The sequence below is a fragment of the Enterobacter sp. 3U4 genome, assembly GCF_057224565.1.
The window spans coordinates 968068-986431 of the sequence record NZ_CP136665.1; the positions used below are offsets into that span (position 1 = coordinate 968068).

An 18364-nucleotide genomic window follows, 5' to 3' on the forward strand; every position below is an offset into this window, starting at 1 on the left:
CGCCTCCGGCTTTTTTATACCCCTCACTCAGACAATTTCTTGAGCGTACTGGAACAGTGATTTCAACAGCGCCTGTTTCTCAGCATTCCCTTCATACTGGCCATAAAGCATTTCCAGCTCCTGGGCATAGCTATTAAGGAATTCCTGGGTGAAGACATTGCGACGATGCTGCAGCCAGCGTTCCTGCTCTGCTTCATCCAGCGTGCCGGGGTAGTTACGCGCGCGGTAATTAAACATCAGCTTTTCGATGCGCTTATCGGCGAAGGTAATATCCAGCGCCGGTAAGTTACGTGGCTCGGTTTGCAGAACGATATTCATCGCAGCGCGGTCGGCATCGCTGAAGAAACCGTTATAGAGCTGAGCGTCCACGTTTTCAGACGGCACGAACGGCTCGGCTTCGGCAAAAATGGCCACTACTTTCTCGCGCACCTGTGGATTTTCACGCAGCACTTTCAGGTTATCCAGGCAGTGCTGACGGTTAATGCCCAGCCTGTCTGCATCTTCCGGGCGCAGCGTGTTCGCCTGCGCCAGTACCGGACATTTATTGATATGCACCAGCTTGACCGGCACCGCGGGCAGATCCCCGAGTTCATTTTTCGGCGTGTACAGCCGTTCACGCAGGGTATCGCTGTCGAGTTCCAGCAGCGGTGAAATATCGCCCGCCAAATCCACCATGATGACCGCATTACGGTTGTCAGGATGCCACGCCAGCGGGGCGACCCAGCTGGTATTGCCGCGCCATGCGCCAAACATGCCGGAAATATGCACCAGCGGCTTCATCTGCGGCACATCAATCAGCGTGGTCAATTTCTGCTTACTGCGGTGGTTCAGGAGATACTCGAACAGTCGTGGCTGCGCGCTTTTCACCAGCTTCGCCATGGCAATGGTGGCATACACGTCCGCCATCGCATCGTGGGCATTGCTGTGCTCAATACCGTTGGCGCGCGTCAGGTGCTCCAGCCGGAAGCTGGTCAGCCCTTCCTCATTTTCCGGCCAGTTAATGCCCTCAGGACGAAGGGCATAACAGGCGCGCATGATGTCGAGCAAATCCCAGCGTGAATTGCGGTTCTGCCAGCTCCAGGCATAGGGATCGTAGAAGTTGCGATAGAAAATGTTGCGCGTCACTTCGTCATCGAAGCGGATGTTGTTGTAACCGACCACGCAGGTATTGGGAACGGTAAACAGATCGTGAATGCGTCGGGCGAATTCTGCCTCGTTAACGCCTTTCTCCCGCGCTTCCTGAGGGGTGATCCCGGTAACCATGACCGCGCCGGGCTGCGGCAGGTAGTCGTCCGCAGGCTTGCAGTAAAAGACCTCGGGCTCGCCAATGATGTTGAATTCGTCGTCGGTACGGATGGCTGCAAACTGGGCCGGTCGGTCCAGCGCCGGATGCGTGCCAAAGGTTTCGTAGTCGTGGAACAAAAAAGTCGGGCGAGCGGCAGAGTCAGACACCAGTAATACCATCCTGTTAAAAAATGACGTCACTATGGTAAACGATCGTGCGGGTCAGACCGAATAAAAAGCACCGCCGCGTCGCAAATTTGCGCGCCAGCTTCAGAGAAAAATCAGCGTTCTGTCACATTTTTTTGCAATTAAGCCAGGTAACGACATCAGAACTCCCGTAAAAAGGTCATCGATTTTTAATGACCTGAGGATATACCGTTGAAACGCCGTCTGTTTATTGCTGTTTCTTTACTCGCTTCGAGTGTCTCATCTGCTTTTGCGGCCGAACCACTGGATTTTTCGCCGCAGCCTCCGGCCATTCAGGCGGGCTCCTGGGTGCTGATGGATTACACGACTGGTCAGATCTTAACGGCGGGCAACGAACATCAACAACGTAATCCGGCGAGCCTGACCAAGCTGATGACGGGCTATGTGGTGGATCGGGCCATTGATAGCCACCGCATTACCCCGGATGACATCGTCACCGTAGGGCGCGATGCCTGGGCAAAAGGTAACCCGGTTTTTGACGGTTCATCGCTGATGTTCCTGAAAGAGGGCGATCGCGTCTCCGTGCGCGATCTGAGCCGCGGCCTGATTGTCGATTCCGGCAACGACGCCTGCGTGGCGCTGGCCGATCACGTGGCGGGCGGGCAGCCGCAGTTTGTGAAGATGATGAACGACTACGTGCAGAAGCTGAACCTGCGCGATACGCACTTTGAAACCGTCCACGGGCTGGACGCGCCTGGTCAGCACAGCTCGGCCTATGACCTGGCCGTCCTCTCCCGGGCCATCATCCACGGCGAGCCTGAGTTTTATCATATGTACAGCGAAAAGAGTCTGACCTGGAACGGGATCACCCAGCAAAACCGCAACGGCCTGCTGTGGGATAAGACCATGAACGTGGACGGCCTTAAAACGGGACATACCTCGGGGGCGGGTTTTAACCTGATTGCGTCTGCCGTTGACGGCCAGCGTCGTTTAATCGCGGTGGTGATGGGGGCGGACAGCCCGAAAGGACGCGAGGACCAGGCCCGAAAACTGCTGCACTGGGGGCAGCAGAATTTCGATACGGTGCAGATCCTGCATAGCGGTAAAAAAGTAGGGACGGAGCGCATCTGGTACGGCGATAAGGAGCAGGTGAAGCTGGGCACCGACCAGGACTTCTGGCTGGCCTTGCCGAAAGCGGAAGTGCCGAACATCAAAGCCAAATACGTGCTGGATAAAAAAGAGCTGGAAGCGCCGATTGCCGCGCATCAGCGGGTCGGGGAGATTCAGCTCTACGATCGCGACAAGGTGGTAGCCCACTGGCCGCTGGTAACGCTGGAGGCCGTTGATAAAGGCGGCCTGTTCTCTCGTCTGAGCGATTATCTGCACCACACGCTCTAACGGCAGATGAGCAGACTGGCAGGGTTGCGAGTCTGCTCACATAATAAACACTCCTCGTTTGCTGATAATGATAATCCAGTTTTATAGTGTATAAATATACAGTGATGAGCGGAGGCAGCATGGACTACAGCATTACGCAGCAACAGAAACGTAAGATTGCCGGTTTTCATTTGGTCGGCCCTTGGGAACACACGGTAAAACAGGGCTTTGAACAGCTGGTCATGTGGGTCGACGGGCGTCACATTGAGCCGCTGGAGTGGGTGGCTGTTTATTACGATAACCCCGATGAAGTCCCGCCAGAAAAACTGCGCTGTGATACGGCCGTTACGGTACCGGATGATTTCGTTATCCCGGAAAACAGCGAAGGCGTCATGATGACGGAAATCGCGGCCGGGGATTATGCCGTGGCGACGGCGCGCGTGGAAAACTACGACTTCGCCAAGCCGTGGTATCAGTTCTTTAACTCTCTGCTGCAGGACAATAAGTACCAGATGGCGCTTAAACCTTGCTTCGAACGCTATCTCAATGACGGCAATGCGGACGGTTACTGGGATATCGAAATGTATATCGCCGTAGAGCATAAAACGGTTTAGACCTGTTAAATGAAGGGTTTTTCAGCCGGGAGCGATCCGCCCGGCTGAAAACACAGTACAATTGTGATTTGCCGTGTAGCTGGAGAGCGGGTGTGCGTCCCGACAAATCATTAACCCCTTTTGAAATTCGGTTGTACAAACACTACCGCGTGGTGCACGGGTGTCGCATCGCGCTGGCTTTCGTATTGACGTTTGTACTGGTCCGTTTACTGAATGTTCCGGAAGGGACATGGCCGCTTATCACGCTGGTGGTGGTGATGGGACCCATCTCGTTTTGGGGAAACGTTGTTCCGCGCGCTTTCGAGCGAATTGGCGGGACGGTGTTAGGTTCGGCCCTCGGGCTTATTGCCCTGAAGCTGGAGCTCATCTCATTTCCCGTGATGCTGGCATGGTGCGGTGCCGCCATGTTCCTGTGCGGCTGGCTGGCGTTGGGTAAAAAGCCGTATCAGGCGCTGCTGATTGGTATTACGCTCGCGGTGGTTGTCGGCGCACCCGCCGGGGATATGACCACGGCGCTGTGGCGAAGCGGGGATGTCATCCTGGGGTCACTGCTGGCCATGCTCTTCACCGGTATATGGCCACAGCGAGCTTTTCTGCACTGGCGTATTCAGATGGCGAACTACGTCACCGCGTTTAACCGCGTCTATCAGGCCGGTTTTTCCCCGAATCTGGTCGAGCGCCCCCGGCTGGAAAAGCATCTGCAAACGATCCTCAACGACGTGGTCAAAATGCGCGGCCTGATCACGCCCGCCAGCAAAGAAACCCGTATTCAGAAATCAATTTTCGAAGCCATCCAGACGGTAAGCCGCAATCTGGTCTGCATGCTTGAGCTGCAAATCAACGCCCACTGGGCTTCGCGTCCCAGCCATCTGTTGATGCTTAACGCGCAGACCCTCAAAGAGACCCAGCAGATGACGCAGCAAACGCTGTTGACCATCGCCCATGCGCTCTATGAAGGGAACCCGCAGCCGATACTGGCCAACAGCGAGCGACTGAATGAGATCGTCGCGGAGCTGAAGCAGTTAATCAATGAACGCCAGAGCGATAACGTGGCGGAAACGCCTATTCATGGCTACGTCTGGCTGAGCATGGAACTGGCGCGGCAGCTTGAGCTGTTATCGCACCTGATTTGCCGGGCGCTGCGCAAATAAAAGGCGTATGTGACGCCTGCTGCTTCGATTCAGCAGCAATTGGGGTTATGATAGCTTTAAACGATATACTCATTGTCATTCGCAGCCGCTGTCTGTTACAACGGTTGCCTTAACGAATCCGAATCTCACATTATCAGGGGTGTAAAAATGGAAACTACCAAGCCTTCGTTCCAGGATGTTCTGGAATTCGTCCGCCTGTTCCGCCGCAAAAACAAACTGCAGCGTGAAATCCAGGACGTTGAGAAGAAGATCCGTGACAACCAGAAACGTGTTCTGCTGCTCGACAACCTGAGCGACTACATCAAGCCAGGCATGAGCGTTGAAGCTATCCAGGGCATCATCGCCAGCATGAAGAGCGACTATGAAGACCGCGTTGATGACTACATCATCAAAAACGCTGAGCTGTCCAAAGAGCGTCGCGACATCTCCAAGAAGCTTAAAGTGATGGGCGAAATCAAAAACGGCGAAGCAAAAAGCGAGTAATCGCAGCGAATAGTGAAAAAGGCTCTCTGGTGACAGAGAGCCTTTTTTTATGACGCAGAACGCGGCTGTAGCTGATAAATCCAGGCCTTAACCTGTTTGCCTTCAAGGGTGGTCACTGTGACCTCAACCCGATCGTAGCCGTCTTCAAATTCATCCAGCATTTGCCAGTGTGCGGCAAGGTTATCAGAGATAAACAGATAGCCTTCGACGCGGGGACCATCAGGGTGGAGCACGATCCCCGGGAAGTCCGCCGCAGCGCCCCAGCCGCGTTCGTAAAACGTACCGGATACGGAACCGGCCAGCCATTCGCCGCCAATGTTTTCAAGGATATGCGCATTAGAGTGGCCCGGGCGCAGCGTGCCGTAGACAAACAGAGCGTTCATTTTCCCTCATCCGCAAAGCAAAAAGCCTGCTTTAAAAGCAGGCTTTTTAAATTTGGCTCCTCTGACTGGACTCGAACCAGTGACATACGGATTAACAGTCCGCCGTTCTACCGACTGAACTACAGAGGAATCGTTGTGGAGGCTTATCTTAGCGGCGAAAAAAGTTTTGTCAAACCTGATCTTAGGGAAAATCGACCGATTGCTGATTCTGCCATCAGTTTGTTGTAAATCCACACATCTTTTTCTGGAAAATACTTTGCAGGATTAGCATTTGTCCCCCATCATTTGAAATGGAGTTTCAACTTTTCTCGCTAAGGTCCATTTTGAACGTCACTGCCTCCTTACGCCAGGCGATCGCGCGCACGCCATGGTATGCAAAACGTAAAAGCTATCGTGTCCTGTTCTGGCGTGAAATCACCCCTCTTGCCGTGCCTATCTTCCTGGAAAATACCTGCGTTCTGCTGATGGGAGTTCTGAGCACCTTTCTGGTGAGCTGGCTGGGAAAAGAGGCGATGGCCGGGGTGGGGCTGGCGGACAGCTTCAATATGGTGGTGATCTCGTTCTTTGCCGCCATTGACCTCGGGACGACGGTGGTGGTGGCCTTTAGCCTCGGCAAGCTTGACCCCAAACGTGCACGCGAGGCGGCCCGCCAGTCGCTGATGATCATGACCATTTTTTCGATCGTTCTGGCGGCGGTGATCCACTATTTCGGTAAAGAGATTATCGACTTTGTCGCCGGGGAGGCTACGAACGAGGTTAAAGATCTGGCGCTGACCTATCTGGAGATGACCGTCATCAGCTATCCGGCGGCGGCTATCGCCCTGATTGGCAGCGGCGCGCTGCGCGGGGCAGGGAACACCAAAATTCCTCTGCTGATCAACGGCGGGATGAATATCCTCAATATTATCATCAGCAGCGTGCTGATCTACGGCGTGTTCTCGTGGGAGGGGCTGGGGTTCGTCGGTGCCGGACTGGGTTTAACCATTTCACGCTATATCGGTGCGGCGGCGATTATCGGCGTGCTGATGGCGGGGATCACCCCCTCGCTGCGCCTCACGCTGAAGAGCTATTTCCGTCCCTTTAATTTCGCCATTATCTGGGAAGTGATGGGGATCGGCATTCCCGCGAGCATTGAATCGGTGCTGTTTAACGGCGGGAAATTGCTGACGCAGATGTTTGTCGCCGGGATGGGCACCGACGTGATCGCCGGTAACTTCATTGCCTTCTCCATCGCCTCGCTGATTAACCTGCCGGGTAACGCGCTGGGCTCTGCATCGACCATTATCACCGGGAAACGGCTCGGGAAAGGGCAGATAGGCCAGGCGGAGCGACAGCTGCGCCACGTTTTCTGGCTGTCGACCATTGGACTGACGCTGATCGCCTGGGGAACCGCGCCGTTTGCCGGGCTGATGGCCTCGTTCTACACCCACGAAGACGATGTTAAAGAGGTTGTAAAAGTCCTCATCTGGCTCAATGCGGCCTTTATGCCCATCTGGGCAGCCTCATGGGTTCTGCCCGCCGGGCTGAAAGGGGCGCGCGATGCCCGCTTTGCGATGTGGGTGTCGATGCTCGGCATGTGGGGATGTCGCGTCGTAGCAGGGTATACGCTCGGGGTGATGCTCGGATGGGGTGTGATCGGCGTCTGGCTGGGGATGTTCCTGGACTGGGCCGTGCGGGGCGCACTGTTCTACTGGCGGATGGTCAGCGGGCGCTGGCTGTGGAAATATCCGCGACAAAATGCCTGACAATTGCGCGAAGTGGAGAATAATTCGGCAAACGAGCGGAAATATGCATTCTGCCTTTGACATCATGGGGGAGCATCGATAATATGCGCCCCGTTCACACGATTCCTCTGTAGTTCAGTCGGTAGAACGGCGGACTGTTAATCCGTATGTCACTGGTTCGAGTCCAGTCAGAGGAGCCAAATTTAAAAAGCCTGCTTTTAAAGCAGGCTTTTTGCTTTTCTGCGCCGGGTAAAATTGTCGGGTGGCGGCTTCGCCTTACCCGACCTACGGGACTGTAGGCCCGGTAAGCGCAGCGCCACCGGGCAACAAACCGCACTAATGTTTGACGCGAACCGGCGCCGTCGCCTCTACCAGCCACTCGCGCGCCTCGCTATTCACCAGAGGTGAAAGCGCCTCGCGTACCTGCTGGTGATACGCATCCAGCCACTGTTTTTCCTGCGCGCTCAACAGATGTAGCTCAACCTGACTTAAGTCGATCGGGATAAGCGTCAGCGAGGCAAATTTGCAGAACCCCGGGCGGCTCTCCACAATTTCCACCTGGTTTTCAATACGAATACCGTGGCTATCGCCCAGATAGTAGCCCGGTTCAATCGTCATGATGTTGCCCGCCACCAGCGGCCACGGGTTGACCTTTTTGGCAATGCGATGCGGGTTTTCGTGGATAAGAAGCTGATGACCCACGCCATGTCCCGTGCCGTGATCGTAATCCAGCCCCATCTCCCACAGCGGGCGACGCGCAAATGCATCCAGCTGATGCCCCTGAGTCCCGGAAGGGAACTGCAGGGTAATGAGCGACAGGAAGCCTCTCAGCACGGCGGTGTAGTGCAGACGTTGCTGCGGATCGACCTTACCCCATGCCAGCGTGCGCGTGGCGTCGGTGGTGCCATTAACGTACTGACCGCCGGAATCGTTCAGGTAAAAATGGTCATGACCGATGGGCTTGTTGCTGGCCTCGCTCGAATGATAGTGACACATCGCCGCATTGCTCGAAGAGGCGGAGATGGTCGCAAAACTCTGCTCGATAAACCCGGGCTGCTGTTGACGGAACGCCAGCTGCTGCGCCTGGACTTCCAGCTCGGTGAGCGGATTCCCTGCCGCCTCGCGCAGCGGCACTTCACGGCTCAGCCAGGCCAGGAAGTTGACCCAGGCGGCGCCGTCCTGGTGATGGCACGCGCGATAACCGGCCAGCTCAACCGGGTTTTTGGTGGCTTTCATCAGGGTGATGGGGTCGGTCCGCCAGACAATCTCTCCCCGTGGCTCAATGGCGAAGCGCAGAGCCACCGGCGCGGAATCGGCATCAACCATCACCCGTTTGCCTGCAGCAATCTGCTGGCAGCGTTCGACAAAGGCGTCCTGCGGCGCAAGGGTAAACGCATTGCGCACATCTTCAGGCAGGGCGGCGAGCTTGTTGTCGTTAACAAACCACTCAACGTGGCCGTCACGGCCCAGAAGAGCAAAAGAGAGCGGTACCGGGCTGTAAGGGATATCCGCGCCACGGACGTTTAACAGCCAGGCGATATTATCCGGCAGGGTAACGGCCAGATAATCGGCATTGCTTGCAGCCAGCACGGCGGCGACGCGCTGGCGTTTATCAGCGCTGCTTTCACCGCTGCATTCAACCGGCATTTCCCGGATAAGCCCCGCCGGTGCGGCAGGGCGGTCAGTCCATAGGGTGTCAAACGGCGAGGCTTTCAGCGGGACCAGCTCGCAAGGCGTGGCAGACAGTTGCTCAAACTCCGAGTTGGTCATCAGCAGCGGATCAAAACCGATGCGCGTCCCGGCCTCCACGTTTTCCGCCAGCCATTCTGCCAGCGGCTCGTTGTGCAGGTGGTGGATCTCAACCTCATCCGTATTGACCTGAACGCGAGCCTGAACCTGATAGCGCCCGTCAACGAACAGCAGCGCTTTGTTTTTCAGCACCAGCGCCATGCCGGCCGAACCGTCAAAGCCCGTCAGCCAGGCCAGCTTTTCGTCGTATGGCGCGCAGTATTCGCTCTGCCAGGCATCCGCACGCGGGACGATCATCCCGTCGAGACGGCTGGCCTCGAGCCAGTGGCGCAGGGCAGAGAGCGGAGATGTGCTGGACATGGTTATTCCTTATCGTTGTTAGCGGAACGGCGGCTCGTTGAAGGTGCGCAGCTTGCGGGAATGGAGCCGGTCACCTTCTGCCCGCAGCAGGTCAATGGCGCGAATGCCGATTTGCAGATGTTCGGATATCGCACCTTCATAGAAACGGTTAGCCTGGCCCGGCAGCTTAATTTCACCGTGCAGCGGCTTATCGGACACGCACAGCAGGGTGCCGTAGGGAACGCGGAAGCGATACCCCTGCGCGGCGATGGTGGCGCTCTCCATATCAATGGCCACCGCGCGGCTCAGGTTGAACCGCAGCGCGGAGGCGGAATAGCGCAGCTCCCAGTTGCGGTCATCCGTCGTGACGACCGTACCGGTGCGCAGGCGCTGCTTAACCTCTTCACCCGGCATGCCGCTGACCTCTTTGGTGGCGTCGTACAGCGCGCGCTGCACTTCGGCGATGCTCGGGATTGGGATATCCGGCGGCAGCACCGCATCCAGCACGTGGTCATCGCGCAGATAGGCGTGGGCCAGCACGTAGTCGCCAATCAGCTGGCTTTCACGCAGGCCGCCGCAGTGGCCGATCATCAGCCACACGTCCGGACGCAGCACCGCCAGATGGTCGCAGATGGTCTTGGCATTTGACGGGCCCACGCCAATGTTAATCAGCGTGATGCCCTGACCGTCGGCGGTGATCAGGTGCCAGGCGGGCATCTGGTGCTTTTTCCACGCCAGGTCGGAAATGGCCTGCTCGGGCGCTTCGGTCTCCGCGGTGATCCAGATCCCGCCCGCACAGGAGAGCGCGATATACGGGCTTTCCGGGTCGAGGATCTGGCTGCAGCCCCAGCGGACAAACTCGTCAACGTAGCGGGTGTAGTTGGTAAAGAGGACGAACGGCTGGAAATGTTCGACGGGCGTGCCGGTGTAGTGGCGCAGACGCGCCAGGGAGAAATCGACCCGGCGGGCATCAAAGTGTGACAGGGGAGAAAATTCTGCCGGGTGATAGATCCCATCGGCCGTCTCATCGCCAATCTGCGACAGTTCCGTTGTCGGGAAGTGGCGGGTTAGCCCCGCGCTCATGGAGCGGTCAAGGGTTAATGCCGAACCGTCAATCACGTACGGATACGGGATCTCATGCTGCGAGGGCTCAACGGAAATGTGCGCGCCGTAATCCTGGTACAACAGCGTGAGTTGTTCTTCAAGATACGGGCGGAACAGTGCAGGGCGGGTGACGGTGGTGCTGTAGCAGCCGGAGTGGGTAAAGCGCGCATAGGCACGGGTTTTGGGATTACTGCTAGCGCTGCCATCCCAGGTAACAGAGAGCGATGGATAAACAAAAAGGCCCTCGGTTCTGGCCTTTTCGTCGGGAAGTTTCCCTGTTTCGATATATTCGCTGATGGCGCTGCGCAGCGCGTTGACGGACTGTTCATACAGCGCGTCGAGTTTTTCCAGCGCCTGAGCCGGGGTCAGGCTGGAGCCCTTATTATTCATCTCTGTCTCCTTGTTCCACAGGTGTGCGACTCTACCCGATAGTATGTCACACGCCTGTGAAACAAAAGTGAGATCAGCGGTGGCTCGTCTCTTTCATCAATAGCGCCGTTGCCGCCGACAGCAGGCAACCGGCCAGCAGATAAATCGCCACGCTGTGCCAGTTACCGCCGGAGAAGGTCACCAGCGCGGCGGCAATAAACGGCGTAAACCCGCCGCCGACCACGCTTGCGACCTGGTAGCCCACGCCCGCGCCGCTGTAGCGATAGCTGGCGCCGAACAGCTCGGTAAACATCGGCTGCTGCACGCACACCACCATATCGTGAGCGATGTTCGCGAGCATGATGGCGAAGAAGACAATCCAGAAGATCGACTGCGCCTCCAGTGCCATAAAGAACGGCCAGGCGCTGAGGGTTCCAATCAGCGCCCCGGTAATGTAGACGCGACGGCGGCCAAACCTGTCCGCAAGCCAGGCGAAGCAGGGTATCGTCAGGCAGCTGATCCCGCCGACCAGCAGGCCAATATTCAGGAACAATTCACGGGGCAGGCCGAGATTTTGCGTCGAGTAGTTCAGCGCAAAGGCGGTGACGATATACATCGTCAGCAGCTCGCACAGGCGCAGGGCAATAATTTTCAGAAAAGCGCCAGGGTGTCGAATCAGGGCTTCCATCACCGGCAGCCGTTTTTTAACGACCGATTTCTCCTGCAGCTGTTGTTCGAATTCAGCGGACTCCTCCATGCCGTTACGGATCCACAGTGCGGCAATCACCAGCACGATGCTGAATATGAACGGAATGCGCCAGCCCCAGCTCAGGAACTGCTCGTCGGTGGTGAGCTGGCTGATTAACGACACCAGCCCTGTGGAAAGCAACAGCCCTACGCCGTACCCGACCTGCACGCCGCTGCTATAAAATGCTTTTTTATTTTTTGGTGCGCTCTCAACGGATAACAGCGCCGCGCCGCCCCATTCGCCGCCCACGGCGAAACCCTGGATGGCGCGCAGGGTGACCAGCAGTACCGGCGCCCACCAGCCGATAGAGGCAAACGAGGGGAGAATACCGATAAGCGCAGTGGCGATCCCCATCATCCAGACGGTGAGCATCAGCATGCGCTTGCGGCCAAGACGGTCGCCGAAGTGGCCGAAGATCACCCCACCCAGCGGGCGAAACAGAAAGCCGACGCCGAAGGTGGCAAACGCGGCGAGCGTACCCATCGCAGGGCTGATCTGGGGGAAGAATTCACGGTTAAACACCAGCGCGGCGGTAATGCCATAAAGCAGAAAATCATACCAGTCGACGACGGCACCCGCGAAGCTGCCGAGTGCGGCGCGGCGGGCACGATTGAGCGAAGGTGTCTCCTCGTTGGGACGATCGGAGATAAGGGTGGAGTCCATAGTTGTCCTGTCCGTACTAATTTTTAATTATTGGTATAAGAAAAGGTCACTCACATTGTGCCCGTCATATAAACGGAACCTATGAGACTACCGCGACAAAACGCCTGAGAAAACGTTTTTATCTTTCCGGAAGGCGCTGAATAAATAAATTTCATCTTCACCTGCAGCGAGATAATTGTATCTTCTGGCTCCGTTAAAGGCTGAATGGTTTACAGTAATAGTGACCGCCGCGTGAGTTAATCTGAGGGAATAACGATGCAACGCACCTTTTCGGCATTCTGGATGGTCCTGTTTTTATTCGTCGCACCGCTTAACGCGGAGCCCAACGTCTACGGAGAACAGCGTATCAGCGGCTGGTGGAACGCGCTGACGGACGATATTTCGCAAACCTGGGAGCAGCCGCAACGTTACGATCTGTACCTGCCGTTTCTGAGCTGGCACGCTCGCTTTATGTACGACAAAGAAAAAACCGACAAGTACAATGAAATGCCGTGGGGCGGTGGCCTGGGCGTGTCCCGCTATAACGAAGAGGGCAACTGGAGCGCGCTTTTCGCGATGATGTTCAAGGACTCGCATAACGAATGGCAGCCCGCGATGGGCTATGGCTGGGAGAAGGGCTGGTATCTGGATAATGCCAGAGATTTCCGCCTTGGGCTCGGTGCCGCAGCGGGCATCACGGCGCGAGATGATTTTGCGAACTATGTCCCGCTACCGTTCATCTTCCCGCTTTTTTCGGCCAGTTATCAGCGCGTTACCGTCCAGTTCACCTATATTCCCGGTACTTATAATAACGGCAACGTGCTTTTTGCCTGGCTGCGCTTAGGCTTTTAAAGGGTGATCACCTTTTTAGCCACGGCGTTAGACAGTACCAGCATGGAGAAGAGAACAGAGGTGACGAATGTGAGCACAATAAGCGTCAGCTTCATTCCGAGAGAGGTCACCGGTATCAGAGCCGTCAGCAGATGAAACACCGAGTAGTGCACAATATATACTCCAGTCATCGTTTTGCTGATGGCGGCCAGAATGGACTCCTTAAATTCAGCATTGCGGCGGAAGCGCACGCCGTTCGCTGCAATCACCAGCGCGATGATCAGAATGTAAATTTGAGAGCCGGTGAGGATAAAGGCGTTTCTGTCGGCCTTGAACAGCGCGAAGAAGAAGTGGCGCTCGTAAAACCAGGTGAAGAGATAGATAAACGGGATGGCGATAACCGCCGCCCTGACTACATTTTTGCGGCTTATCCACTCGGCGATTTTAGGGTCGCAAAAGAGTTGCCCCGTCAGATAAAACAGCAGCCATGTCCACAGCCGATACTGCGGTGAAAGAGAAAGGACGTGCGTTTCAGGATAAAGCGCCGATAACAGATCGTATCCGTAGGAAAAGAACAGCAGGGCAGCAATCGCGCCGCAGAACAGCGATCTCCGCTGGCTAAGCCACTCCACCGCCGGGTGGAAGGTGTAAATCACGACAAAGGCGAACACGAACCAGGGCTGGATTAAATACCCGCGCTGATAAGGCTCCCAAAGGTAGTAGATCGTTATCCAGAACAGAAAAACAATCACCAGGCTTTTAATTTTACCCAGCTGCCAGCGCGTGCCGTGCCGGGATTGTCCGTCGAGATAGCCCGACACCACAAAAAACAGCGGTGTGGCGATGGTCGAGATAAAGGTTAAAAACCCCAGGATCCAGTGATAGTCATAATCATAATGATCCCAGGTATTGTAGATGGTGAAGAAGGTAACCGCCGTCATGCAGCCCAGCGTCTTGATAATGTTCAGCCCTGTCGCATTCATTGTTGTTTGGCTTCGTCCTTACGATGGAAACACGCGTAGATCACGGGGAGTACCAGTAGCGTCAGGATTGTAGCAAACCCCAGTCCAAACATAATCACAACGGCCATGCTCTGGAAGAAAACATCCAGCAGCAGCGGAGCCAGGCCAAGTACGGTAGTGAACGCGGTGAGCAGGATAGGGCGCAGGCGCGAGGTGGCGGCATAAACGATCGCGCTGTGCTGATCCTTTTGCGTTTTCTGCTGTTCGATCTCTTCCACCAGCACGATGCCGTTGCGGATGAGCATTCCGCTCAGGCTCAGCAGACCAATCAGCGCCATAAAGCCGAACGGGATACCGGTTATTAAAAATCCTGGCGTGACGCCAATCAGCGCCAGCGGTACGGTCAGCCAGATTGCGACGGCATTTTTTACCGAGCTGAACATCAGCACCGTAATGACAAACATCACCAGATACCCGAGAGGCAGCGTAGTGAATAGCCCTTGCTGCGCCTCGCTGGAGTTTTCCGCGTCGCCCCCCCATTCGATGCTGTAGCCGTGGGGCAGGGGAAGTGCATCTACCTGCGGCTTCACGCGGGCGAGAATATCGCCGGAGGTTTGCTGGCTCAGCGGGTCCGGATCCGTCTGAACCGTCAGTACCCGCGAGCGATCGCGTCTAAGAATGAGCGGATCTTCCCACTCCAGCGAAAAGCTGCTGACGACGTTACTCAGCGGGATATACTGCTGCCGCGCCTGGCTCCACACCAGCACGTTGTTCAGGTGGCTGGCATCCAGCCTTTCGCTTTCCGGGGGCCTCACCACCACGGGCAGCAGGTCGCTGCCTTCCCGATACAACCCCGCCCGGCTGCCGGAGAAATTCATCTCCAGCGCGTTGTCGACGTCCTGTTTATCCACGCCAAGCTCGCGTCCCAGCGCGGCGACGTACTGCGGACGGATCACTTTACTGCGGTTTTGCCAGTCGTTTCGGACGCTCCCCGTGGCCGGGTCGCGCGCCAGAATATCGTCCACCTGGCTGGCAATCAGGCGCAGCCTGTCTGGATCCGGGCCTTTAATGCGCACTTCAATGGCGCTGTCGCCGGAGGGGCCAAACATCACCCGTTTCGTGCTGGCGTTGACCTGCGGGTAGTTTCGCGCGATGTACTCATCAACGTGGCGGGTCAAGGGAGAAATGTTACGCTGGTCATCCATTCTTACCATGATTTGGGCATAGTTGCTGTACTGGCGCTGTCCGCTGTAGGTCAGAATAAACCGCATACTTCCCTGACCGATGGTAGAGACGGTCGTTTCTACGCCGGGCTGGCCCTTGATGGTTTTCTCAATATCACCGGTCATTTTCTCGGTCCATTTGATATCGGTCCCGTAGGGTAACCAGAGATCGACAAAGAAAATCGGCGTATTAGATGACGGGAAAAAGTTTTGCCGCACCGCGCCAAACCCCCAGACAGACGCGGCCAGCAGGGCGGCCATCACTACCAGCGTCGGTGCCTTATGGTGCAGCAGCGTGTTAAGCAGGCGCTGGTAGAGGCGGTAGAGACGTTTGTCGTAAGGATCTGACTCGTCAGTGGTGTCCGGCGCACTGTCGTTTTTAAACAACCACCACTTAATCATCACCGGGGTGAGGGTGAGCGCCGAGAACCAGCTCAGCATCAGGGAAATCAGCAGCACCTGGAAGAGGGATTTACAGTATTCCCCGGTGGAATCCTGCGACAGTCCGATAGGCGCAAACGCAAGGATAGCAATCACCGTCGCCCCCAGCAGCGGCAGGGCGGAGCGGCGGATGATAGCGTTAACGGCGGTCAGCAGCGGGGAGCCCTGCTGTCGGGCAATCAACACCCCTTCGACAATTACGATGGCGTTATCCACCAGCATGCTGAGGGCGATAATCAGCGCCCCAAGCGAGATGCGCTGCAGCTCGATGCCCCACAGATACATAATCAGCAGCGTGCCCAGCACGTTAAGGGCGAGAGAAACCGCAATGATGATCCCGCTGCGTACGCCCATAAAGATCAGCAGCACGCCGATGACAATCGCCAGCGCCATCAGGAAGTTAATAATAAAACCGTTAACAGAGTGGCCCACTTCGGCTGCCTGATCGTAAAACAGATCTATCTGTATGCCTGCCGGTTTTTCCGTCGACATCTGCTTTAGCTTCGCCTCCAGCGCGTGGCCCACGTCGATCACGTTCACGCCGGGAATAAACGAGACGCCCATGGTGACGGCTTTTTTGCCGTTGGCATGGTAGATACTGGCTGGCGATTCGTTCAGCCCGCGCGACAGCGTGGCGATATCACGCAAACGCGTCGCCGCCCCCGTGCCGGAAGGCGTGATGATGAGATCCGCCAGTTCATCAAGATTCTCGAACTCACCGGTCGGGTGCAGACGAATGGATTCGCTGCCGGAGGTGATTTCTCCGGCGCTGGATACGACGTTGAGCCTGCTGAGCAGGGCGGAAAGCTGGTTCAGCGTAATGCCGCGCGCGGCCATTTTGGTCAGGGAAATATCGATGTTGACCTGTTGGCTAATCGCTCCGCCGATGGCAACCTTCGCGACGCCGGGGACCAGAATCAACTCGCGGCGCAGCTGTTCCGCGTATCTCACGAGTTCAGGATTACTGAATTCATCCCCGGATATTGCGAAGAAGAAGCCGAACACGTCGCCGAAATCGTCATTTACAAAGGGCGTGACGACGCCGGGCGGGAACTGACGAGAGGCATCGCCCACGCGGCGGCGCAGTTCATCCCAAATCTGCGGCAGTTCGTTTGAGTGATAGCGTGAAGCAATGTTAACGGTGATTTGCGACAGACCGTTTGAAGAGATGGAGCTCACGTTGTCCAGATAAGGCAGCTGCTGAAGGGCATTCTCCAGCGGCAGCGTCACCTCTTCTTCTACCTGCTGAGCGGATGCGCCGGGGTAGTGGGTGACCACCACTGCGGTTTTGATGGTAAAGGCGGGATCTTCCAGCCTGCCGATATTCAACAGCGCGAAAATACCCCCGATGCCCAGCAGCAGAATCGTTAGCCAGACGCGAACAGGGTTATTAATAAACTGACGAGAGATATCCATTACAGTCCCCGTTCACGCGTCCAGATACGCACCGGCTGGTTAGCATGGAGCTCTCCAACGCCTGCGGCTACTACGCGCTCGCCCGCCTTAAGCCCGCTGGTGATTACCACGCCTTCGGTAATCACTTGCCCCACGCTGACCTTGCGGTCTTCAAGATGGAGCGTGTCGCCTTCTCCCGCCACAACCCAGACGTGCGGCTCATTGCGCGGGCTGTTGTCCGGGTTAAAGACTGCCTCAACCGGTACGACCAGCGCCTCAGCGCCCGCGCCAGCCGGGAGGTTGGTTAAATTAATGGTCACCGTGCCGCTTACGCCACCGACGGAGGGAAAATCATCTGGCCGCGGCATGGTCAGTATTACCTGCCAGGTCAGGGTATTACTGTCGCTGCTGCCCGAGTGTTCTTTATAAACGGCGGTAAATTCCCGATCCGGAATGGCGTTAATTCTCACTACCGGGCGATACTGCGCGTTGCGGATATCAAAGGTCTTAAACAGGTTTTCAGGAATGCTGAACACCACGTCAAGCAGATCGGTGCGGGTTAACGTCGCGATGGGCTGACCGGCAGACACCACCTGATGGTTTCGGACATGCACGCTGGCCGCCGTTCCGCTGAAGGGGGCGACAAGCGTCATTTGATTCAGCTCTTCTCGGGCGATCTGTAGCGCCGCATTCGCCGAATCGCGGTTCGCACGCTGCACGTCCATTTCGGCTTTCGAAATCGCCTGGCGGCCCGCCAGCGTCTGGAAGCGATCGAATTGCCTCTGGGCCAGCGTCGCCGCCGTTTGTCTGTCATTTACCCGCTGCTGGGCTTCACGGGCGTTCAGTCTTGCAAGCTGTTGCCCCTGTTTGATGGCTGCGCCCTGACGCACATCGAGCGCTTCAATTTGACCTGCGCGCTTGAAGGAAAGGTCTGTGGCATCGCCCGATTCAATGCGGGCGGGAAAAACGCGCTGCTGGGCGTGACCGGGAACCGTCACCTCCGCCACTTTTACCATTCTGGGAAGGGGTGAGGCTTGCTTCGGTTTCGGGTCGCACGCTGTGAGCGTTAACAAAACGAACGGTAAAAGAGAGAGGTAGCGGTTCACTGTATTCCCCTAATAAATAACTGTTTTATTTATTCCATAACCTGGACAGGGGTGACACTATTCTGCCAGAAAAGTGACGACCATATAGGTGAATAAACCAATCGCCGTGCTGGCGATAATGGCAAGCGCAATAAACATACCCAGACGGATCAGGCTTAAACCATACATACATTCCTCCATGAGCCGGAAGCGGTGGCTAACTATGAGCATAGTCGGCGAAAAGATAAATGTTAAATAACCATTAGCAGTGGGGAAGCGCTAAACCTGATATTCCTGTGCTACGTTTAATATC

14 protein-coding genes and 2 tRNA genes are annotated in these 18364 nt (G+C 56.3%); 7 read left to right on the forward strand and 9 right to left on the reverse strand.

The window, feature by feature from the left end; all coding sequences use genetic code 11:
• Positions 1-27 precede the first annotated feature (27 nt).
• Positions 28-1464, reverse strand: a complete 1437-nt coding sequence (gene sbcB, locus RVY89_RS04525; RefSeq protein ID WP_484827898.1) for an exodeoxyribonuclease I — start codon at positions 1462-1464, stop codon at positions 28-30.
• A 198-nt stretch (positions 1465-1662) separates the two neighbouring features.
• Here sbcB and dacD point away from each other — a divergent pair, with 198 nt between their 5' ends.
• The 4 genes from dacD (at position 1663) to RVY89_RS04545 (ending at position 5056) form a co-directional block, all read left to right on the forward strand.
• Positions 1663-2829, forward strand: a complete 1167-nt coding sequence (gene dacD / locus RVY89_RS04530; protein WP_032646438.1) for a serine-type D-Ala-D-Ala carboxypeptidase DacD — start codon at positions 1663-1665, stop codon at positions 2827-2829.
• Between the two features lie 119 nt (positions 2830-2948).
• Entirely contained in the window at positions 2949-3422 is a 474-nt protein-coding gene (gene sbmC / locus RVY89_RS04535) for a DNA gyrase inhibitor SbmC (protein WP_484827039.1), read from the forward strand.
• 92 nt (positions 3423-3514) lie between these two features.
• Complete coding sequence (locus RVY89_RS04540) at positions 3515-4573, forward strand: FUSC family protein (protein ID WP_371897200.1); 1059 nt, start codon at positions 3515-3517, stop codon at positions 4571-4573.
• 147 nt (positions 4574-4720) lie between these two features.
• On the forward strand, positions 4721-5056 hold the full coding sequence (locus tag RVY89_RS04545; RefSeq protein WP_008499467.1) for a DUF496 family protein: 336 nt from the start codon (positions 4721-4723) through the stop codon (positions 5054-5056).
• Positions 5057-5103: 47 nt separating this feature from the next.
• Here RVY89_RS04545 and RVY89_RS04550 read toward each other — a convergent pair whose 3' ends face one another.
• Entirely contained in the window at positions 5104-5439 is a 336-nt protein-coding gene (locus RVY89_RS04550) for a gamma-glutamylcyclotransferase family protein (RefSeq protein WP_029739253.1), read from the reverse strand.
• 53 nt (positions 5440-5492) lie between these two features.
• A tRNA-Asn gene (locus RVY89_RS04555) sits at positions 5493-5568 on the reverse strand.
• 161 nt (positions 5569-5729) lie between these two features.
• Here RVY89_RS04555 and emmdR point away from each other — a divergent pair.
• Positions 5730-7184: a multidrug efflux MATE transporter EmmdR gene (gene emmdR, locus RVY89_RS04560; RefSeq protein WP_484827040.1), complete on the forward strand. Its 1455-nt coding sequence runs from the start codon at positions 5730-5732 to the stop codon at positions 7182-7184.
• 103 nt (positions 7185-7287) lie between these two features.
• Positions 7288-7363, forward strand: a tRNA-Asn gene (locus RVY89_RS04565).
• A 136-nt stretch (positions 7364-7499) separates the two neighbouring features.
• On the opposite strand, the gene RVY89_RS04570 is transcribed toward RVY89_RS04565, so the two are convergent.
• The 3 genes from RVY89_RS04570 to shiA all read right to left on the reverse strand — a co-directional run bounded on the left by RVY89_RS04570 (position 7500) and on the right by shiA (position 12135).
• Positions 7500-9272 (reverse strand): aminopeptidase P family protein, encoded by a 1773-nt coding sequence (locus RVY89_RS04570; RefSeq protein ID WP_484827041.1) that lies wholly within the window; start codon positions 9270-9272, stop codon positions 7500-7502.
• Between the two features lie 18 nt (positions 9273-9290).
• Entirely contained in the window at positions 9291-10745 is a 1455-nt protein-coding gene (locus tag RVY89_RS04575; RefSeq protein ID WP_484827042.1) for an AMP nucleosidase, read from the reverse strand.
• 73 nt (positions 10746-10818) lie between these two features.
• On the reverse strand, positions 10819-12135 hold the full coding sequence (gene shiA, locus RVY89_RS04580; RefSeq protein WP_484827043.1) for a shikimate transporter: 1317 nt from the start codon (positions 12133-12135) through the stop codon (positions 10819-10821).
• Positions 12136-12390: 255 nt separating this feature from the next.
• On the opposite strand from shiA, the gene pagP reads away from it, so the two are divergent.
• On the forward strand, positions 12391-12966 hold the full coding sequence (pagP, locus tag RVY89_RS04585) for a lipid IV(A) palmitoyltransferase PagP (protein ID WP_484827044.1): 576 nt from the start codon (positions 12391-12393) through the stop codon (positions 12964-12966).
• Here pagP and RVY89_RS04590 read toward each other — a convergent pair.
• Genes RVY89_RS04590 through RVY89_RS04600 form a run of 3 tightly spaced genes read right to left on the reverse strand, consistent with a single transcriptional unit; the run spans position 12963 to position 18072 of the window.
• Complete coding sequence (locus tag RVY89_RS04590; protein ID WP_484827045.1) at positions 12963-13928, reverse strand: acyltransferase; 966 nt, start codon at positions 13926-13928, stop codon at positions 12963-12965. The genes pagP and RVY89_RS04590 overlap by 4 nt on opposite strands.
• Positions 13925-16987, reverse strand: coding sequence for an efflux RND transporter permease subunit (locus RVY89_RS04595; protein ID WP_484827046.1), 3063 nt, complete (start codon positions 16985-16987; stop codon positions 13925-13927). The genes RVY89_RS04590 and RVY89_RS04595 overlap by 4 nt, the downstream gene beginning before the upstream one ends.
• On the reverse strand, positions 16987-18072 hold the full coding sequence (locus RVY89_RS04600) for an efflux RND transporter periplasmic adaptor subunit (protein WP_484827047.1): 1086 nt from the start codon (positions 18070-18072) through the stop codon (positions 16987-16989). Before RVY89_RS04600 ends, RVY89_RS04595 begins: the two co-directional genes overlap by 1 nt.
• Between the last annotated feature and the right edge of the window lie 292 nt (positions 18073-18364).

What these genes read in the sequence shown, in the direction of transcription:
- sbcB (WP_484827898.1), bottom strand. Translation starts at nt 1,464, where the DNA reads ATGGTATTACTGGTGTCTGACTCTGCCGCTCGCCCGACTTTTTTGTTC.
- sbmC (WP_484827039.1), top strand. Translation starts at nt 2,949, where the DNA reads ATGGACTACAGCATTACGCAGCAACAGAAACGTAAGATTGCCGGTTTT.
- RVY89_RS04545 (WP_008499467.1), top strand. Translation starts at nt 4,721, where the DNA reads ATGGAAACTACCAAGCCTTCGTTCCAGGATGTTCTGGAATTCGTCCGC.
- RVY89_RS04550 (WP_029739253.1), bottom strand. Translation starts at nt 5,439, where the DNA reads ATGAACGCTCTGTTTGTCTACGGCACGCTGCGCCCGGGCCACTCTAAT.
- emmdR (WP_484827040.1), top strand. Translation starts at nt 5,730, where the DNA reads ATGGAGTTTCAACTTTTCTCGCTAAGGTCCATTTTGAACGTCACTGCC.
- RVY89_RS04570 (WP_484827041.1), bottom strand. Translation starts at nt 9,272, where the DNA reads ATGTCCAGCACATCTCCGCTCTCTGCCCTGCGCCACTGGCTCGAGGCC.
- RVY89_RS04575 (WP_484827042.1), bottom strand. Translation starts at nt 10,745, where the DNA reads ATGAATAATAAGGGCTCCAGCCTGACCCCGGCTCAGGCGCTGGAAAAA.
- shiA (WP_484827043.1), bottom strand. Translation starts at nt 12,135, where the DNA reads ATGGACTCCACCCTTATCTCCGATCGTCCCAACGAGGAGACACCTTCG.
- pagP (WP_484827044.1), top strand. Translation starts at nt 12,391, where the DNA reads ATGCAACGCACCTTTTCGGCATTCTGGATGGTCCTGTTTTTATTCGTC.
- RVY89_RS04590 (WP_484827045.1), bottom strand. Translation starts at nt 13,928, where the DNA reads ATGAATGCGACAGGGCTGAACATTATCAAGACGCTGGGCTGCATGACG.
- RVY89_RS04595 (WP_484827046.1), bottom strand. Translation starts at nt 16,987, where the DNA reads ATGGATATCTCTCGTCAGTTTATTAATAACCCTGTTCGCGTCTGGCTA.